We start from the raw sequence: 15,896 nt of genomic DNA on the forward strand, positions 1-15,896 counted from the left end.
GACACCATCCTCCGCAAGGCGCCCTGGGTCGACGCAGTCTTCGGAACCCACAACATCGGCGCGTTACCCGCTCTGCTGGAGCGTGCCCGGCACAATGACGAGGCGCAGCTCGAAATCCTCGAGTCGCTTGATGTTTTCCCTTCCACTCTGCCCACCAAGCGCGATTCCGTGTACTCGGGTTGGGTATCGATCTCAGTCGGCTGCAACAACACCTGCACCTTCTGCATCGTGCCCTCGCTGCGTGGGAAGGAGAAGGACCGCCGTCCCGGGGAAATTCTCGCCGAGATCGAAGCCCTCGTTGCCGACGGCGCCATTGAAGTCACCCTCCTCGGGCAAAACGTAAATTCCTATGGTGTGGAGTTTGGTGACCGGGGCGCCTTCGCCAAGCTGCTGCGCTCGTGCGGCAACATTCCCGGGCTGGAAAGGGTCCGGTTCACCAGCCCGCACCCGGCGGCCTTCACAGACGACGTGATTGATGCCATGGCAGAGACACCCAACGTCGCTCCGCAGCTTCACATGCCGCTGCAGTCCGGTTCGGACCGCATCCTCAAGGCAATGCGCCGCTCTTACCGGTCGGAGAAATTCCTCGGAATCCTCGACCGGGTCCGGATGCGCATGCCGCATGCCTCGATCTCTACGGACATCATTGTCGGCTTCCCCGGTGAGACAGAGGAGGATTTCCAGGAAACCCTCCGTGTTGTTGAGCAGGCCCGCTTCGCCACTGCTTTCACTTTCCAGTACTCGAAGCGCCCGGGAACTCCGGCCGCCGAGCTTCCGGACCAGCTTCCGAAGGCAGTGGTTCAGGAACGGTACGAGCGTCTCACCGCCCTGCAGGACCGTATATCGGGGGAGGAGAACGCGGCTCAGGTGGGTCGACGCGTGGAAGTGCTCGTCACCGCGCAACAGGGCCGCAAGGCTCACGAGACACACCGTTTGAGCGGACGTGCGCAGGATCAGCGGCTCGTCCATTTCTCCGTCCCGCCGGGTGCCGATACCCCGCGGCCGGGTGATGTGGTCACCGTGACCGTCACCGGAGCAGCCCCGTTCCACCTGGTGGCCGACCCCTCGCTGCAGGATTATCACCTGAGGCGGTCCCGAGCGGGAGACGCCTGGGACCGATCGCAGGCGGAGTCCTGCGGTGCACCGGTACCGGGCGCGGGTGGACCAGGAGGAAAGGGCGTCGCCCTCGGCATGCCGTCGCTTCCCCAACGCCGTAACTGAGGTGAGCGGAACTGGACCGGCCAGACGATTGCCGCTGATCGCCGTCGTCGGGCCCACGGGCTCGGGCAAATCCGAGCTGGGTATCGCGCTGGCCCACAGGCTGGACGGCGAGGTCATCAACGCCGACGCGATGCAGTTTTACCGAGGCATGGATATCGGCACAGCCAAACTGCCGGTCGAGGACCGCGAAGGGGTTCCGCACCACCTTTTGGACATCCTTGATGTGCGGGAAGAGGCCAGTGTCGCCCGCTATCAGGAGTACAGCCGCCAGGTCATCACGGACATACGTGCGAGGGGGAACGTGCCCATCCTCGTGGGTGGATCGGGCCTCTATGTGCGCGCAGCTCTGGATGAACTCGAGTTTCCGCCGACCGACGCCGCGGTACGCGCGCGTCTGGAGACCGAGAACGACGAGAACGGACCAGCGGCCCTGCGAGACCGGCTCGCTGTGGTGGACCCAGTTTCGGCAGAGCGGCTGGGTGATGAGCGCAGGGTTATCCGGGCACTGGAGGTGCACGAAATAACAGGACGCCCCTTCAGTTCCTTCATGCCGCAACGTGTGTACCACCAACCGGCTGTGCAGATCGGACTGCAAGTGGACCGGGAGGTCCTGAAGGAACGGCTAGCGAAGCGGGTGCACCTCATGGTCGAGGCCGGCCTGGAAGACGAGGTGCGGATGCTCGACGGCCAGGGCCTGCGTCAGGGGCGCACAGCCGCACGCGCTCTGGGCTACAGCCAGTTCCTGCGCGTGCTCGACGGCGAATGGTCGACGGCGGAGGCGGCAGCGGACACGATCGCGGCCACCCGCCGCTTCGCCCGCCGGCAACTGACGTGGTTCCGGGCTGACCAAAGGGTCCATTGGGTCGACTGGCGTCATCCGGAGCTCGTCGAGCTCGCCGAGAGAGCGGTCCGTAGCGGGGGAGCCCTATCCTAGAATGGTGAGCACATCCGCCGAAGCAGCACTGTCCGCACGTTCGCGTCTGTCCGGCCTGCCCTTCACCAAGGGACACGGGACGGGTAATGACTTCATCCTCGTTGCTGATACCGACGGATCGGTGGACCTCACCGCAGCTGACGTGGCGGTTGCCTGCGACCGGCACCGGGGCATCGGCGCTGACGGGCTCATCCGGGCGGTGCCGTCGTCGTACCTTCCCGAGGGCCGCGCCCTGCTTGAGCAGGCTCCGGACGCGCAGTGGTTCATGGACTATCGCAATGGTGACGGTTCGGTGTCCGAGATGTGCGGTAACGGAGTCCGCGTCTTCGTTCACTTCCTGGTCAGCAGCGGCCTGATAGACCTGCCGGAAGGCGCCGTCGTGGCTGTGGGGACGCGCGGCGGCGTGAAGCGGGTCGAACGTTCCGCGGACGGTTACTCGGTGGACATGGGAGCCTGGGAGTTTATCTACCCCCGGGCAGCCGCTGAGCGTGCAACGGATTCGCTCGTGGACGCCGATGGACTTCAGGTTGCCCGCCCGGGCCTGTCCATCAGCATGGGTAACCCGCATACGGTCGTCGCCCTCGCCGAAATTGCCGAACTGCGCGCAACTCGCCTCTTTGACGCCCCCGTCGTGAACCCTGTGCCGCCGAACGGTACCAACGTCGAATTCGTGGTCCCGCATGATCCCCTGATGCACGACGGCGTGGGCCAGGTCAGCATGCGCGTCCACGAGCGTGGTGTAGGAGAAACGCTGTCCTGCGGTACCGGTGCCTGCGCGGCGGCGGTTGCCACCCGTTACTGGGCCGGCGAGGATGCCCCGGACATCTGGAGCGTTACCGTCCCGGGCGGGACCGTGGGCGTGCGATTCGCGCCCAGCGCCGGTGGCTCGGAGCACGTGCACCTCAGCGGGCCGGCTGTCCTGGTGGCCAACGGGGTCTTCGCCTAACCGTCGTGCGCGTCAGCGGCTGCGTTTGACACGCAGAACGCGGAAGGATTTCGCGGTCGCTGCACGATCGACGTCGTACCCGGCTGGAAGCTCTGTGCCCAACCATCGCTGCAATGAATCGGCTCCCAGGTTCTTCTGCACTACGAGCCACGCGGTTCCGCCCGGTGCAAGGCGCGGAAGCCACTGCAGGAGCAGCTCGTGCAGGGCCTCCTTGCCGATGCGGATCGGAGGATTAGACCAGATCGTGTCAAAGGAGATGTCCGGATCGACGTCGTCGGGCAAGGTAGCGGTGAGGTTGCCCAGGCCCAGCCGGCGGGCATTTTCTTGTGTCAGCTCCAGCGAGCGCTCGTTGACATCGACCGCGACGACGTTCGCGTCAGGCGCCTGAATCGCCATGGTGAGGGCGATCGGCCCCCACCCGCAGCCAATATCAAGCAGATTGGCACCCTGAGGGGACGGCACCTCCGACAGCAGGATGGCCGTGCCCTTGTCCACCCCATCAGGGCTGAAGATGCCGCCTGACGTCACCAGTTCCCGTTCCTTGCCGGCAAGGGTCACCCGCAGCGGACGGCGGCGATCCGGTCCGGAGGGGGCGGCGCTGAAGTAGTGCTGCGAATCCATAGTGTTCAAGCCTAATGCGCATGGCGAAGGCCAGGTGTCTCAGAAGACGGGCTGCCACTCTTCGCGCTCAGAGAATCTTCCCCACACAGCTGCGGCAACGGACTACCATGGAAAGACACTTACCAAGGGAGAGTATGACCACACATCACGGAGCGTCGGCGACGCCCGAGCCGGAGATGGGCCCGGATGAGATTCAGGCCGTCATCGACCGGATCCTTGCCAAGGACCCCGCATCGTCCAGCGCTAGCAGCGCACCCCGCCGTTTCGGCAGCGGGCCCCAGAGCCGGGCACAGGCGCTGTCGGACCTCGACGAGGAGCACACCGAGTATGACGGTGAGCAGCAGGACCTCGAGGAGCGGCGTGCATTGCGGCGCGTGGCAGGCCTGTCCACGGAACTCGAGGACGTCACCGAGGTCGAGTACCGGCAGCTGCGTCTCGAACGCGTCGTCCTTGCAGGCATCTGGACTGAAGGCACCTTAGAGGAAGCCGAAAACTCCCTGCGGGAACTCGCTGCGCTGGCAGAGACGGCGGGATCGGAAGTGCTTGACGGCATCATCCAGCGACGCTTGAAGCCTGACCCGGGCACGTTCCTGGGAGCCGGTAAGGCCGAGGAGCTGAAGAGCATTGTGATGGCAACCGGCGCGGATACCGTTATCGTCGACAGCGAACTGGCGCCATCCCAACGCCGCGGACTGGAAGATATCGTCAAGGTCAAGGTGATCGACCGGACGGCCCTGATCCTCGACATCTTCGCCCAGCATGCGAAGTCCCGTGAGGGTAAGGCGCAAGTGGAGCTCGCGCAGCTTGAGTACCTCCTTCCGCGGCTGCGTGGGTGGGGTGAATCGATGTCCCGCCAGGCCGGTGGCCAGGTCGGTGGTGCCGGAGCAGGCATGGGCTCCCGTGGTCCCGGTGAAACCAAGATCGAACTCGACAGGCGTAAGATCCGCACCCGAATGGCCAAGCTCCGGCGCGAAATCGCAGGGATGAAGCCGGCGCGTGAGACCAAGCGGGCCAACCGCCGTCGTCATGAGGTTCCGTCCGTGGCCATTGCCGGGTACACCAACGCGGGTAAGTCTTCGTTGCTGAACCGGTTGACGGACGCCGGCGTCCTGGTGGAAAACGCGCTCTTCGCAACCCTGGATCCAACCATCCGCCGGGCTCAGACGCCGGATGGGCTTGAGTTCACTCTTGCGGACACCGTCGGATTCGTCCGGTCTCTTCCTACCCAACTGGTTGAGGCCTTCCGGTCGACGCTCGAGGAGGTCGCTGACGCTGACCTGATCCTTCACGTCGTTGATGCCTCGCACCCCGACCCTGAGGGTCAGATCGCTGCGGTCAGGGAAGTTCTGACCGAGGTCGACGCCCGCAAGGTGCCGGAGATCGTCGTCCTCAACAAGGCCGACGCTGCGGATCCTTTCGTCCTGGAACGCCTTCGGCAGCGGGAACCGCGGCACGCTATCGTATCGGCCCGCACCGGTCAGGGAATCGACGAGCTGCTGCACCTGATCAGCCAGGCGATTCCGCGTCCCAGCGTGAAGCTGACCCTGTTGGTGCCCTACCAGCGCGGCGAGATCGTCAGCCGGTTGCACCAACCAGATGCGGAAATCCTCCGTCTGGAGCACATCGAAGACGGTACAGAGGTTGAGGTCATGGTCAGGGAGGGCCTGGCCGCAGAATTGGAGCCGTTCGTCAAGCATGGCTAAGGGGAACGTAAGTCCCCTTCAATTGCTCGATTCCGTCGTGGAAGCGATGGGCGGACAGCAGCGCAGCGGGCAGCATGAGATGGTGCGTCAGGTCGAGGAAGCTATCGACAGCGGCACCCACCTACTGGTGCAGGCCGGCACCGGAACGGGTAAGTCACTGGCCTATCTCCTGCCGCTCATTGCGCACGCGGTCAAGAGCGACACGACCTCCGTTGTATCAACGGCGACCCTGGCACTGCAGGCGCAAATCGTCAATCGCGACCTTCCCCGGCTCCTTGACACCCTGCAGGGAGCCCTGCCCCGGCCGGTGAATGTGGCTCTGCTCAAAGGCCGAAGCAATTACGTCTGCAAGCACAAGACTGCGGGGGGCTTTCCCGACGAGGACGACTCCGGCGCCTTGTTCTCCCTGGACGGAGACGCCGCTTCACCGCATCCGTCGGCCGGCCCCAGTACACCGCTGGGCCGTGAGATTGTCCGGTTGCGGGAGTGGGCTGAGGAGACGGACACCGGGGACCGGGATGAACTTCTTCCCGGCGTGAGCGACCGCGCCTGGCGCCAGGTCTCCGTGTCGAGCATGGAGTGTCTCGGAGCGCAGAAGTGCCCGGTCGCTGAGGAATGCTTCAGTGAGCGGGCGCGGGAGAAGGCCGGGCAGGCGGACATCGTCATCACCAATCACGCTCTGCTGGCGATCAACGCATTCGAGGGGCTTGCAGTACTGCCCGAGCATGATGTGGTGGTCATCGATGAGGCGCATGAATTACACGACCGCGTCACCTCGGCCGTATCCGGTCAGCTGTCAGGGGCTCTGATCGGGGCGGCCTCGTCCGCAGCGAGGCGTCATCTGAGCGCCAGCACGGACACCCTGCAGGCGGCACAAGCGGCCTTCGAGCTGGCCTTCGACGCCCAGCCCACCGGGCTGATGGCCGGCGGCCTCAGCGAGCAGCAGGAACTCGCCCTCGTCCAGCTGCGGGAAGCCTGCCGCCTGGCACTCTCCGAGTCGAGTTCGGACGGGGCGGCCCAGTCGGCCGACGGCGGACGCCAAATGGCCCGTTCCCGCCTGCTGATGCTGCTGGAGCTATCCGAGCGGATGGTTGCAGCAGGCGGCGCGGGTGAAGTGCTCTGGGCCCATCGACCGAGCACCTTCACGCCCGGCTCGGGCTATTCCTCCGCGGATGATTCTTCGCCGGCGACAATCAGCATCGCCCCTCTTTCAGTTGCCGGCCGGCTGAGGCGCGGCCTGTTCGAGGACCATACAGTCGTTCTCACCTCCGCGACCCTGGCCATCGGCTCCGAGTTCGGGCCTGTTGCAGGTTCTTTGGGGCTAACGGGAGAGGGCGCTCCTTCGTGGACCGGCGTCGACGTCGGCAGCCCGTTCGACTATCCCCGGCAGGGAGTTCTGTACGTTGCCAGGGACCTGCCGAAACCCGGCAGGGGCACCTCGGAGGAACAGCTGAACGAACTCGTTGCCCTCATCACGGCTTCCCGCGGCGGAGCGCTCGGATTGTTCTCGTCCCGTCGCGCCGCGGAGGAGGCAGCCGACGCTCTGCGCACGCGGGTGGACGTCGAGATACTGTGCCAGGGAGAATCCTCCATGTCGGCACTGGTTAAGCAGTTCTCCGAAGAACCGGACACCTGCCTTTTCGGCACTATGTCACTGTGGCAGGGCGTTGATGTGCCCGGAAGTTCCTGCAGGCTGGTGACGATCGACCGTATACCTTTCCCCCGGCCGGACGATCCGCTGATGACGGCCCGGACGCGGGCAGTTGCCAAGTCGGGAGGAAACGGGTTTATGCACGTCTCAGCTACGCATGCGGCCGTCCGCCTCGCTCAGGGTGCCGGCCGCCTGATCCGGGCGCACGACGACCGGGGGATGGTGGCCATTTTGGATTCCCGTCTTGCAACGGCCGGCTATGGGGGCTTCCTGCGATCCGCACTGCCGCCTTTCTGGCCGACGACGGACCGGGCAACGGCACTCGCCGTTCTCTCCCGGCTGGCCGCGACGCACGCCGCCTAGGTCCAGGGCTGCCGGAGCGGCCGGTCAGAGGGCGCGCATCACCGATACGACTTTGCCCATGATCGTGGCGTGGTCCCCAAGAATCGGCTCATAGCTGGTGTTCTGCGGCAGAAGCCAGGTATGGCCGTCCCGCTGCCGAAAGGTCTTCACGGTCGCCTCGTCGTCCAGCAGCGCTGCCACCACGTCACCGTTCTCGGCGTTGCTCTGCTTGCGGACCACCACCCAGTCCCCGTCGCAGATAGCGGCGTCGATCATGGAGTCGCCGGAGACGCGCAGCATGAAGAGGTCCCCATGGCCGACGAGTTGCCGGGGGAGAGGCATGACGTCCTCCACTACCTGGTCCGCCAGGATCGGGCCGCCTGCGGCGATGCGTCCGACCATCGGAACCATGGCCGCGTCAACAGCAGACGCCGCCGGTTCTTCCATCGAGCCGGAGTCGGGCAGCACACGCGATGAACTCTCTCCCAGGGTGAGGGGAAGAAGTATCTCCATTGCCCGGGGCCGCTTTGGATCGCGCCGGATATAACCCATGCGCTCAAGCTGGGCCAGCTGGTGAGTCACGCTCGACAGGCTGGCGAGACCGACGGTGTCTCCGATTTCCCTCATGGATGGCGGGTAGCCGTGTGCAGCCACGCTGCGCTGGATTGTTTCGAGGATTTTCTTTTGCCGGGCTGTCATTCCCTTGGGCGTGGCCCTGCCCCGCGGCCGTCCGCGTCCGCGCTTGACGTCGGTCGGCGGTACCTCCGTGATGTCCCCTGCCGCGTTGAGATCTGCCACGAGAATGCATCCCTTCCCTCCGGCGGGACCCGGCCCTCCGGCTCTCCAACCTGTTTTGTCAGTGGTGGGTGATGAGCTGGTCCTCGAAAGCGGCCGCGCCCTCACCCTTTCCAGCAACGCTAGGGGAGAGGGAACGTCTTTTCAAACATTTGTTCGAGCGAGTCTCGACAATATTAGTTCAAAGATGCTAAGAATAAACCCAGAGGAATAGAACACAGGTTCGAATAAAGCTTGTGGGACTCCGCACAAGAAGAAAGGTGGACGCCATGTCGACGCTCCATTTTGCAGGATCAGCTCCTTCGCTTAGCTTCAACATCGCTTCCCGTCCCGGGGCCGGCAAGCCAGTTCGCCTGCACCTGACGCGCCGTGGGTGGATCGTGCTGGTAGCCGTGCCGCTTGCTCTCCTTGCCGCAGCTGCGCTCATTGTCGGCTCATTCTTCACCTCGCAGGCTCAGGCCACCGGCGTTGGCGGCGCCGTCTCGGACACCGTGCGGGTCAACGTCGCCTCCGGAGAGACTCTCTGGACGTTGGCAGCCGAATATGCACCCGAACGGGATCCACGTGCGGTTGTCCAGGAGATCGTCGAGCTCAATGCTCTGGCATCCTCAACCGTGCAGGCTGGCCAGTCCCTGCATATTCCAGTGGACGCCCCGTAGCCCAGGTAGACATGCTTCGCGCAGGTGGGTGACGTAACCGGCGTAACACGGCAACAGGTCGCACGGTGCGATTCTGCGTTGCGGATCGAGCGGCCTTAAACTCGGGTAGTGACCGATCAGCTTGAACGCCTCAGCCGCCTGCCGATTCGAGAGAACCTGAGGGGCCTCCGGCCATACGGAGCTCCCCAGATCGATGTTCCGATCCTGCTGAATGTCAACGAGAACACCCATGGCGTCCCGGAAGACGTCCGCGTTGCAATAGTCGAAGCGGTACAAGAGGCAGTAGCTGGCCTCAATCGCTACCCGGATAGGGAGTTCACCCTCCTGCGGGAGCACCTGGCCATGTACCTCGGTCACGGCCTTGGTCCAGACAACATCTGGGCGGCCAACGGGTCCAATGAAGTTCTGCAGCACATATTGCTTGCCTTCGGCGGACCGGGGCGAAAGGCCATCGGCTTCCCGCCCACTTACTCGATGTACCCGTTGCTCGCCGGATCCACCGGCACCGAGTATCTGACGGGCGCCAGGGGAGACAACTTCAACCTCGATGCGCAGTCGACCGCGGAGGAGGTTGCTGCTACTGGAGCGAACATTGTTTTCCTGTGCAGCCCGAACAACCCAACCGGCACCGCCCTCTCACTCGACGTTGTCGCAGAGGTCTATGACGCCGGCGAAGCAGCGCAGTCGATCGTGATCGTCGACGAGGCATACGCGGAGTTCTCGCACACCGGCACACCGAGCGCCCTCGAACTGCTCCCCGGCAGGGAGCGGCTCATCGTCTCAAGGACCATGAGCAAGGCGTTCGCCCTGGCCGGAGCCCGCCTCGGTTATCTGGCGGCGGCCCCCGAGATCGCGGACGCCCTTCGCCTGGTGCGGCTCCCATACCATCTGTCCGCTATCACCCAGGCCACAGCAGTCGCAGCACTGACCCACTCCGCAAAACTGCTCGCAAACGTGGACGAGATCAAGCGCCAGCGGGATCGCATCGTGTCCGGGCTTACCGAGCTGGGACTTCCGGTCGCGCCGTCGGATTCAAACTTCGTCCTCTTTGGAGGCCTTCAGGATCCGCAGGCTGTATGGCAGGGTCTCCTCGACGCCGGAGTACTTATCCGGGACGTGGGTATACCGCAGCACCTGCGCGTTACCGCGGGTACCCAGGAGGAAACCTCCATCTTCCTCAAAACCCTCGAATCCCTGATCCGGCCGAGCGTCTCCTAAACTAGACCGGGATGCACGCACGGCGCATAGCCCGTTGCGTTGCCGTTACAACCGTAAGGACCATCCATGACCGCGGAAGCTACCGCACTACGCGCTGCCCGACGGGAGCGGACCACGAGCGAATCGTCGGTCTTCGTCGAAGTCGACCTGGACGGCTCCGGCCGCTCCGAAATCAGCACCTCTGTCCCGTTCTACGACCACATGCTGACGGCTCTCGCAAAGCACTCGCTGATCGACCTCACCGTCAGGGCCACCGGGGACACCCACATCGATGTCCACCACACGGTCGAGGACGTCGCTATCACGCTCGGTGAAGTGCTGCGCGAGGCGCTCGGTGACAAGGCGGGAATCCGCCGCTTCGGTGAGGCGACCGTACCGCTCGACGAAGCCCTCGCCAACGCCGTTGTCGACATCTCGGGACGCCCGTACCTTGTGCACAGTGGTGAACCTGCGGGTCAGGAGTATCACCTCATTGGAGGACACTTCACCGGCTCCCTCACTCGTCACGTCTTCGAGGCCATCACGCTGCACGCCCAGATTTGCCTGCACATGACCGTGCTTGGCGGCAGGGATCCCCACCACATCGTCGAGGCACAGTTCAAGGCCTTCGCGCGGGCCCTGCGCGCTGCCGTTGAACCGGATCCCCGGGTAACGGGAATTCCGTCCACCAAGGGAGCGCTATGAGTGCGCCCAAGGTGACAGTCCTCGACTACGGCTCGGGAAACATCCGCTCCGCAGTTCGGGCGCTCGAGCACGTCGGCGCAGAGGTCACTCTGAGCGCCGCTGCCGATGACGTGCTCAACGCAGACGGACTGGTTGTGCCGGGTGTTGGTGCCTTCGCCGCCGTCATGCAGGGACTGAAGGACGTTGACGCGCTGCGAATGATCGGCCGCAGGGTCGCCGGTGGCCGGCCGGTTCTCGGCATCTGTGTCGGCCTCCAGGTCTTGTTCGAGGAAGGCGTGGAGCACGGCGTGCGCACCCAGGGCATGGGGGAGTGGCCAGGTACCGTTGAGCGCCTCAAAGCTGACGTGGTGCCGCACATGGGCTGGAATACGGTCGAGCCGCCGGCCGAATCGGTACTGTTCGAAGGCATCGAGGAGGAGCGTTTTTATTTCGTGCACTCCTACGGCGTGCAGGAATGGAACTTCGACGTCAACCAGCCGGCCATGCGTCCTCCGATGGTCACCTGGTCAACGCATGGTGGCCGGTTCATTGCCGCCGTGGAGAACGGGCCGCTCTCCGCCACACAGTTCCACCCGGAGAAGTCCGGAGACGCCGGAGCCCAGTTGCTGCGCAACTGGACCGGGAGCCTCCGCTAACCATGTGGAGCGTGATTCTGATGGGGTTGGCCGGGCTCCTGATCGGCGGTGTTGTTTCGTTCCACCGGCAGGGGATGCCGCGAAGCCTCACCATCAGTTTCGGAATTCTCGCCGTCATGGCCCTGCTTGCTGCTTACCTGCTGACCCTCACCCCGTAACCGTCCACTGCGACGGCACCCAAGACCTGAACAAAGGACGTGCATGAGCCCCTTCACCGAATCACCCATCCTTGAACTGCTACCCGCCGTCGACGTCGCTGACGGTCAGGCGGTACGCCTGGTCCAGGGCGCCGCAGGCAGCGAGACGAGCTACGGCGACCCCTTGGATGCTGCCCTGCAGTGGCAGAACGACGGCGCCGAATGGGTTCACCTCGTGGACCTCGACGCTGCCTTCGGCCGGGGATCAAACCGTGACCTGCTCGCCCGTGTCGTCAAGGAACTGGACATCAAGGTGGAACTCTCCGGCGGCATCCGTGACGACGCGTCGCTGGAGCAGGCCCTTGAGCTCGGAGCAGAGCGCGTGAACCTCGGTACCGCTGCCCTGGAGAACCCTGTCTGGACCGCAAGCGCCATTGCCCGCTACGGTGACGCCATCGCCGTCGGCCTCGACGTTCGGGGGACCACGCTCGCAGCCCGCGGCTGGACCGAAGAGGGCGGTGACCTCTGGGAGGTGCTCGCCCGTCTCGACGACGCCGGGTGTGCCCGCTACGTAGTCACCGACGTCACCAAGGACGGAACACTGCGCGGTCCGAACATCCAGCTTCTCCGCGACGTCCTGGAGAAGACCCAGCGTCCGGTCGTGGCATCCGGCGGTATCTCCAGCCTTGAGGATCTGGCGGCTCTCCGGCAGCTGGTCCCGGACGGACTGGAAGGCGCCATCGTGGGCAAGGCCCTGTACGCAGGAGCTTTCACCCTCCCGCAGGCGCTCGACATCGCAGGGCACCCGGAACGCTGACCATGACGGAGCGCAGGCTTCCGGCCCATATCGAGGCGGCGCTGAACGGGAACGTCGCTGACTCGGCAGGGCGCCCCTGGAAGGGCAGGGACCTCTCCGGGGGCGGCAATCCCCTGCACGCATTCGATAAGGACGACGGCGCTGTCCCTGCTACGTACGCCGCTGCACTGCGCGACCTGGTGAACGGAGCCGTGGATGAGACGGCGGTCGTTCGGGCGCTGGCCACGGTGCGGGTCTTCGTGCCGGTGGTTGCCCAGTTGGGCGGGCAGGAGGCCGAGGCGCCCACGGACGGACACCATCACGACGGCGACAAGGAAGCCGACATGGCGCTGGTCGCCATCAAGTCCCCGGACGGCAGAAGTGTCCTGCCCGTCTTCACGTCCACGGCGCACCTTGAGCGTTGGCATCCGGAGGCCCGCCCGGTCGCTGTGTACGCAGCCCGGGCGGCTCTTGCAGCTGTGGCCGAGAACGCGGATCTGATGGTGGTGGATCCTGGCGCTGAGGTGACTTTCGTCGTCCGTCGCCCGGCGTTGTGGGCCTTGGCCCAGCAGAAGGAATGGTCGCCGTCGTATGCTGATCCTGATCTCGCCCGGCTGGTCAGTGAGGCAGTCCCTCCGGACGGACGCATCACCCGCGTCGAGCTGGCGCCCGGTTCCGGCGTTTCGAGCCGTACCGCTGACGGTAGAGTAGTGCGCGGCGGAGGTGCCGGCCCGGAGCTACGGCTGACCCTCGCTCTGGAGGCAGGCCTCTCGCAGGAGGACGTCCGCTCCACCACGGCGGCTTTCCAAAGCCGTCTCCAGCAGTTGCAGGAGTTCGTGGAGCGGGTCGACTCGCTCGAAATCCGGCTCACGCGTTGACCATTCACGCGGATGAGCCCGCGTGAAAGATGAAAAACGTTGAACTTTTCCGTATACCGGGACCTGTTGAGGGTTGTCCCGGTGCGCCGCCTATTGATCGTCGGCATGATCGCGCGCTTCCCACACTCGGCCGCAGGAGTTCTCCTGACGCTGCACGTGGTGCAGTCTCTCGGTCGTGGTTACGCGGAGGCTGGAGCTGTCGCGGCCGTGATGACCATCGGTATCGCGGTGGGTGCGCCGTGGCGGGGCCGGCGGGTGGATACCGCGGGCCTGCGCGTGGCCCTGATTCCTTCCGTGATAGCCGAAGCCGTCATCTGGTCGGTGGCTCCCCACCTCACCTATGAGTGGCTGTTGCTGGCGGCCCTGGTGGGCGGGATCTTCACGCTCCCCGTGTTCTCCGTAGTCCGGCAGTCCCTGGGCGTACTGGTGAGCGGCGATTCGCGCCGTACCGCATTCACCCTTGATGCTGTAGCCACCGAAGTGATCTTCATGGGAGGGCCGGCTCTCGGAGCTGTCCTCGCGACGCAGGTATCCACGGTCCTGGGGCTGACGGTCGTCGGCATCTCCACCGCTGTGGCGGGCCTGCTCCTGATCTGGTTCAACCCGCCCACACGCAGCTCCCAGCCGGGCGCGGCTGCCGCGACGCCCTCTGCTGAGCAGGATGACCGGGCAGCCGTGGACGTGCTCGTGGCGTCCGCACCGGCACATGTCAGCGAAGCATCAGCCGAACTCGTGCCGGGAGCCCGGCCCGCCCGGACGGCTCGGGCGCGTAGCCGGGTGGCACACAGTTTCGCGTGGCTCACCCTTCCGGTGGCAGTGGTCATGATCGTCGCAGCGGGGGCCGGTCTTGTCCTGGCCGGGACCGACGTCGGAATCATCGCCGTGCTGGAGAGCGACGGGCGCGCGTTCGAACTCGGATGGGTCTTCCTGGCCTGGTGTTCCGCCTCCGTGGTGGGCGGCCTGGTCTACGGGGCAATGCACCGGCCGCTGTCCCCGTTGGTTCTCCTGCTCCTGATGAGCGTGCTGACCATTCCCATGGGTTTTGCCGACAGCACGGTGGTCCTCGCCCTGCTCTCAATCGCGCCGGGACTGTTGTGTGCCCCGGTGCTCTCGGCGGCGTCCGAGCGGATCGCCGACCTGGTCGCCGAGGAACGCAGGGGAGAGGCGATGGGCTGGTACGGATCAGCCCTGACGTCCGGCGTGGCGCTGGGGGCACCCCTGGCGGGCCTGATGATCGACTCGGTGGGACCCTGGGGTGGGTTCGTCGCAGTGGGGACGGCGGCCGCCGCCCTGAGCCTGATCTGCCTGGTGGCACAACAGGTACGGCGGCGGCGCTCCGCCTGAGGGCCGCCGTCAGTCAGTTGACCGGGGCCCGCCCCTGTACTCCTGCTAGTTGACCGGTCCGGTGAACTTCTCGCCGGGGCCCTGACCGGGCGCGTCGGGGATGAGGGATGCCTCGCGGAAGGCAAGCTGCAGGGATCGCAGTCCGTCGCGCAACGGTCCTGCGTGCTGGCTGCCGATCTCGGGCGCCGCAGCGGTGATGAAGCCGGCCAGCGCGGTGATCAGTTTCCTTGCCTCGTCGAGGTCCTTGTAGGTTTCGGCGTCGGAACCCTCTGCGAGTCCGCACTTGACGGCGGCTGCGCTCATCAGATGTACCGCGGACGTGGTGATGACCTCGACTGCCGCAACCTCGGCGATGTCCCGAACGTGATCCGACGCCGAGCCGGAGGCGGCCCGCGTCTCCTCCGGGGACTGGAAGGTGTGACGGGAGGCTTCGGGATTACTGTCTGCTGTGCTCATGCTGGTAAGCTTGTCACAGACCAACTGAGGGTCGTTATTTTTTATGGCCGGGAACGGCATGAAAAAGATCACCAGTATGCAAGCGGAGTCCTCTCCCACCCGCGATTGCCGCCGTTGCCCTTGAGGCAGCTACAGGCAGCCGGGTTCCAGGTCGGTGCTCAGGCATTCCCCTATGGATGTGCCATGCACTGATGCTCGAGGCCTTCGATTGCGCATGCGATTGGAGGCCTTCTCCTTTTGCAGGCGGTCCAGGTTTTCAACGGACATCAGGAGCAGCACATTAGCGAGCCAAGAATCAATGATCGTATCCGCGTCCCAGAGGTGCGGTTGGTAGGCCCTGCGGGCGAGCAGGTTGGAATCGTCCGTATTGAAGACGCCCTCCGCCTCGCCGCTGAGTCCGACCTTGATCTTGTTGAGGTGGCACCTCAGGCCAAGCCCCCGGTTGCCAAGCTCATGGATTTTGGTAAGTACAAGTACGAAGCCGCGGTCAAGGCGCGCGAGGCGCGCAAGAACCAGACCAACACGGTGCTGAAGGAAATTCGTTTCCGGCTGAAGATCGACACCCATGACTACGAGACCAAGCGCGGCCATGCCATTCGCTTCCTCGGAGCCGGGGACAAGGTCAAGGCGATGATCCAGTTCCGTGGTCGCGAGCAGCAGCGTCCTGAGATGGGCATCCGCCTTCTGCAGCGCTTCGCGGAGGATGTCGCCGAGGTCGGCGTAGTCGAGTCCACGCCGCGCATCGACGGTCGCAACATGGTGATGGTCATTGGCCCTGTGAAGAACAAGGCCGAGGCAAAGGCTGAAGCGCGCCGCGCGGCACAGCGTGCTGAGTCGAAGGCAGCGAACGAGTCCTCCAAGGGCAAGGTCGACACC

17 protein-coding genes are annotated in these 15,896 nt (G+C 65.0%); 14 read left to right on the forward strand and 3 right to left on the reverse strand.

Annotated elements, in window-relative coordinates; genetic code table 11:
* The 3 genes from RIF85_RS08200 to dapF form a co-directional block, all read left to right on the forward strand.
* Positions 1 to 1,221 (forward strand): MiaB/RimO family radical SAM methylthiotransferase (locus RIF85_RS08200; protein WP_309071422.1); only part of this gene is annotated, 1,221 nt, incomplete at its 5' end.
* 1 nt (position 1,222) lies between these two features.
* Positions 1,223 to 2,155 carry a tRNA (adenosine(37)-N6)-dimethylallyltransferase MiaA gene (gene miaA / locus RIF85_RS08205; RefSeq protein WP_309071423.1) on the forward strand — a complete coding sequence of 311 codons (933 nt, stop codon included), beginning with the start codon at positions 1,223 to 1,225 and terminating at the stop codon, positions 2,153 to 2,155.
* Position 2,156: 1 nt separating this feature from the next.
* Entirely contained in the window at positions 2,157 to 3,101 is a 945-nt protein-coding gene (dapF, locus tag RIF85_RS08210; protein ID WP_309071424.1) for a diaminopimelate epimerase, read from the forward strand.
* Between the two features lie 12 nt (positions 3,102 to 3,113).
* Here dapF and RIF85_RS08215 read toward each other — a convergent pair whose 3' ends face one another.
* A complete protein-coding gene (locus RIF85_RS08215; RefSeq protein WP_309071425.1) occupies positions 3,114 to 3,722 on the reverse strand; it encodes a methyltransferase in 609 nt (202 codons plus the stop codon).
* Positions 3,723 to 3,856: 134 nt separating this feature from the next.
* Between RIF85_RS08215 and hflX the strand changes: the two genes are divergently transcribed.
* Positions 3,857 to 5,425 (forward strand): GTPase HflX, encoded by a 1,569-nt coding sequence (gene hflX, locus RIF85_RS08220; protein WP_309071426.1) that lies wholly within the window; start codon positions 3,857 to 3,859, stop codon positions 5,423 to 5,425.
* Positions 5,418 to 7,439 carry an ATP-dependent DNA helicase gene (locus RIF85_RS08225; protein ID WP_309071427.1) on the forward strand — a complete coding sequence of 674 codons (2,022 nt, stop codon included), beginning with the start codon at positions 5,418 to 5,420 and terminating at the stop codon, positions 7,437 to 7,439. The genes hflX and RIF85_RS08225 overlap by 8 nt, the downstream gene beginning before the upstream one ends.
* A 24-nt stretch (positions 7,440 to 7,463) precedes the next feature.
* On the opposite strand, the gene lexA is transcribed toward RIF85_RS08225, so the two are convergent.
* Entirely contained in the window at positions 7,464 to 8,117 is a 654-nt protein-coding gene (lexA, locus tag RIF85_RS08230) for a transcriptional repressor LexA (RefSeq protein ID WP_309071440.1), read from the reverse strand.
* A 365-nt stretch (positions 8,118 to 8,482) separates the two neighbouring features.
* Between lexA and RIF85_RS08235 the strand changes: the two genes are divergently transcribed.
* From RIF85_RS08235 to RIF85_RS08270, 8 genes are all read left to right on the forward strand, one after another.
* Positions 8,483 to 8,872 carry a LysM peptidoglycan-binding domain-containing protein gene (locus RIF85_RS08235; RefSeq protein ID WP_309071428.1) on the forward strand — a complete coding sequence of 130 codons (390 nt, stop codon included), beginning with the start codon at positions 8,483 to 8,485 and terminating at the stop codon, positions 8,870 to 8,872.
* 108 nt (positions 8,873 to 8,980) lie between these two features.
* Positions 8,981 to 10,090: a histidinol-phosphate transaminase gene (locus tag RIF85_RS08240; RefSeq protein ID WP_309071429.1), complete on the forward strand. Its 1,110-nt coding sequence runs from the start codon at positions 8,981 to 8,983 to the stop codon at positions 10,088 to 10,090.
* 66 nt (positions 10,091 to 10,156) lie between these two features.
* Entirely contained in the window at positions 10,157 to 10,774 is a 618-nt protein-coding gene (gene hisB, locus RIF85_RS08245; protein ID WP_309071430.1) for an imidazoleglycerol-phosphate dehydratase HisB, read from the forward strand.
* The gene (hisH, locus tag RIF85_RS08250; RefSeq protein WP_309071431.1) at positions 10,771 to 11,409 is read left to right on the forward strand and encodes an imidazole glycerol phosphate synthase subunit HisH; all 639 of its coding nucleotides are present in this window, start codon (positions 10,771 to 10,773) and stop codon (positions 11,407 to 11,409) included. Before hisB ends, hisH begins: the two co-directional genes overlap by 4 nt.
* 2 nt (positions 11,410 to 11,411) lie before the next feature.
* Positions 11,412 to 11,567 (forward strand): hypothetical protein, encoded by a 156-nt coding sequence (locus RIF85_RS08255; protein WP_309071432.1) that lies wholly within the window; start codon positions 11,412 to 11,414, stop codon positions 11,565 to 11,567.
* Between the two features lie 43 nt (positions 11,568 to 11,610).
* Entirely contained in the window at positions 11,611 to 12,363 is a 753-nt protein-coding gene (priA, locus tag RIF85_RS08260) for a bifunctional 1-(5-phosphoribosyl)-5-((5-phosphoribosylamino)methylideneamino)imidazole-4-carboxamide isomerase/phosphoribosylanthranilate isomerase PriA (protein ID WP_309071433.1), read from the forward strand.
* A gap of 2 nt (positions 12,364 to 12,365) precedes the next feature.
* Positions 12,366 to 13,220 carry an SseB family protein gene (locus RIF85_RS08265; RefSeq protein ID WP_309071434.1) on the forward strand — a complete coding sequence of 285 codons (855 nt, stop codon included), beginning with the start codon at positions 12,366 to 12,368 and terminating at the stop codon, positions 13,218 to 13,220.
* Positions 13,221 to 13,259: 39 nt separating this feature from the next.
* Complete coding sequence (locus RIF85_RS08270; protein WP_309071435.1) at positions 13,260 to 14,564, forward strand: MFS transporter; 1,305 nt, start codon at positions 13,260 to 13,262, stop codon at positions 14,562 to 14,564.
* A 45-nt stretch (positions 14,565 to 14,609) separates the two neighbouring features.
* Here the strand turns inward: RIF85_RS08270 and RIF85_RS08275 are convergent, their stop codons facing one another.
* A complete protein-coding gene (locus RIF85_RS08275) occupies positions 14,610 to 15,020 on the reverse strand; it encodes a DUF1844 domain-containing protein (RefSeq protein WP_309071436.1) in 411 nt (136 codons plus the stop codon).
* A 327-nt stretch (positions 15,021 to 15,347) separates the two neighbouring features.
* On the opposite strand from RIF85_RS08275, the gene infC reads away from it, so the two are divergent.
* A partial coding sequence (gene infC, locus RIF85_RS08280; RefSeq protein ID WP_375164428.1) for a translation initiation factor IF-3 occupies positions 15,348 to 15,896 on the forward strand: 549 nt, incomplete at its 3' end.

It is taken from the genome of Arthrobacter sp., from assembly GCF_031179385.1.
Taxonomy (GTDB): Bacteria; Actinomycetota; Actinomycetes; order Actinomycetales; family Micrococcaceae; genus Arthrobacter_D.

Excerpts from the sequence above, each read along its gene's own strand:
- RIF85_RS08225 (WP_309071427.1), top strand. The coding sequence starts at position 5,418 with ATGGCTAAGGGGAACGTAAGTCCCCTTCAATTGCTCGATTCCGTCGTG.
- lexA (WP_309071440.1), bottom strand. The coding sequence starts at position 8,117 with ATGACAGCCCGGCAAAAGAAAATCCTCGAAACAATCCAGCGCAGCGTG.
- priA (WP_309071433.1), top strand. The coding sequence starts at position 11,611 with ATGAGCCCCTTCACCGAATCACCCATCCTTGAACTGCTACCCGCCGTC.
- RIF85_RS08235 (WP_309071428.1), top strand. The coding sequence starts at position 8,483 with ATGTCGACGCTCCATTTTGCAGGATCAGCTCCTTCGCTTAGCTTCAAC.
- RIF85_RS08255 (WP_309071432.1), top strand. The coding sequence starts at position 11,412 with ATGTGGAGCGTGATTCTGATGGGGTTGGCCGGGCTCCTGATCGGCGGT.
- RIF85_RS08215 (WP_309071425.1), bottom strand. The coding sequence starts at position 3,722 with ATGGATTCGCAGCACTACTTCAGCGCCGCCCCCTCCGGACCGGATCGC.
- dapF (WP_309071424.1), top strand. The coding sequence starts at position 2,157 with ATGGTGAGCACATCCGCCGAAGCAGCACTGTCCGCACGTTCGCGTCTG.
- hisB (WP_309071430.1), top strand. The coding sequence starts at position 10,157 with ATGACCGCGGAAGCTACCGCACTACGCGCTGCCCGACGGGAGCGGACC.
- RIF85_RS08265 (WP_309071434.1), top strand. The coding sequence starts at position 12,366 with ATGACGGAGCGCAGGCTTCCGGCCCATATCGAGGCGGCGCTGAACGGG.
- RIF85_RS08275 (WP_309071436.1), bottom strand. The coding sequence starts at position 15,020 with ATGAGCACAGCAGACAGTAATCCCGAAGCCTCCCGTCACACCTTCCAG.
- hflX (WP_309071426.1), top strand. The coding sequence starts at position 3,857 with ATGACCACACATCACGGAGCGTCGGCGACGCCCGAGCCGGAGATGGGC.
- hisH (WP_309071431.1), top strand. The coding sequence starts at position 10,771 with ATGAGTGCGCCCAAGGTGACAGTCCTCGACTACGGCTCGGGAAACATC.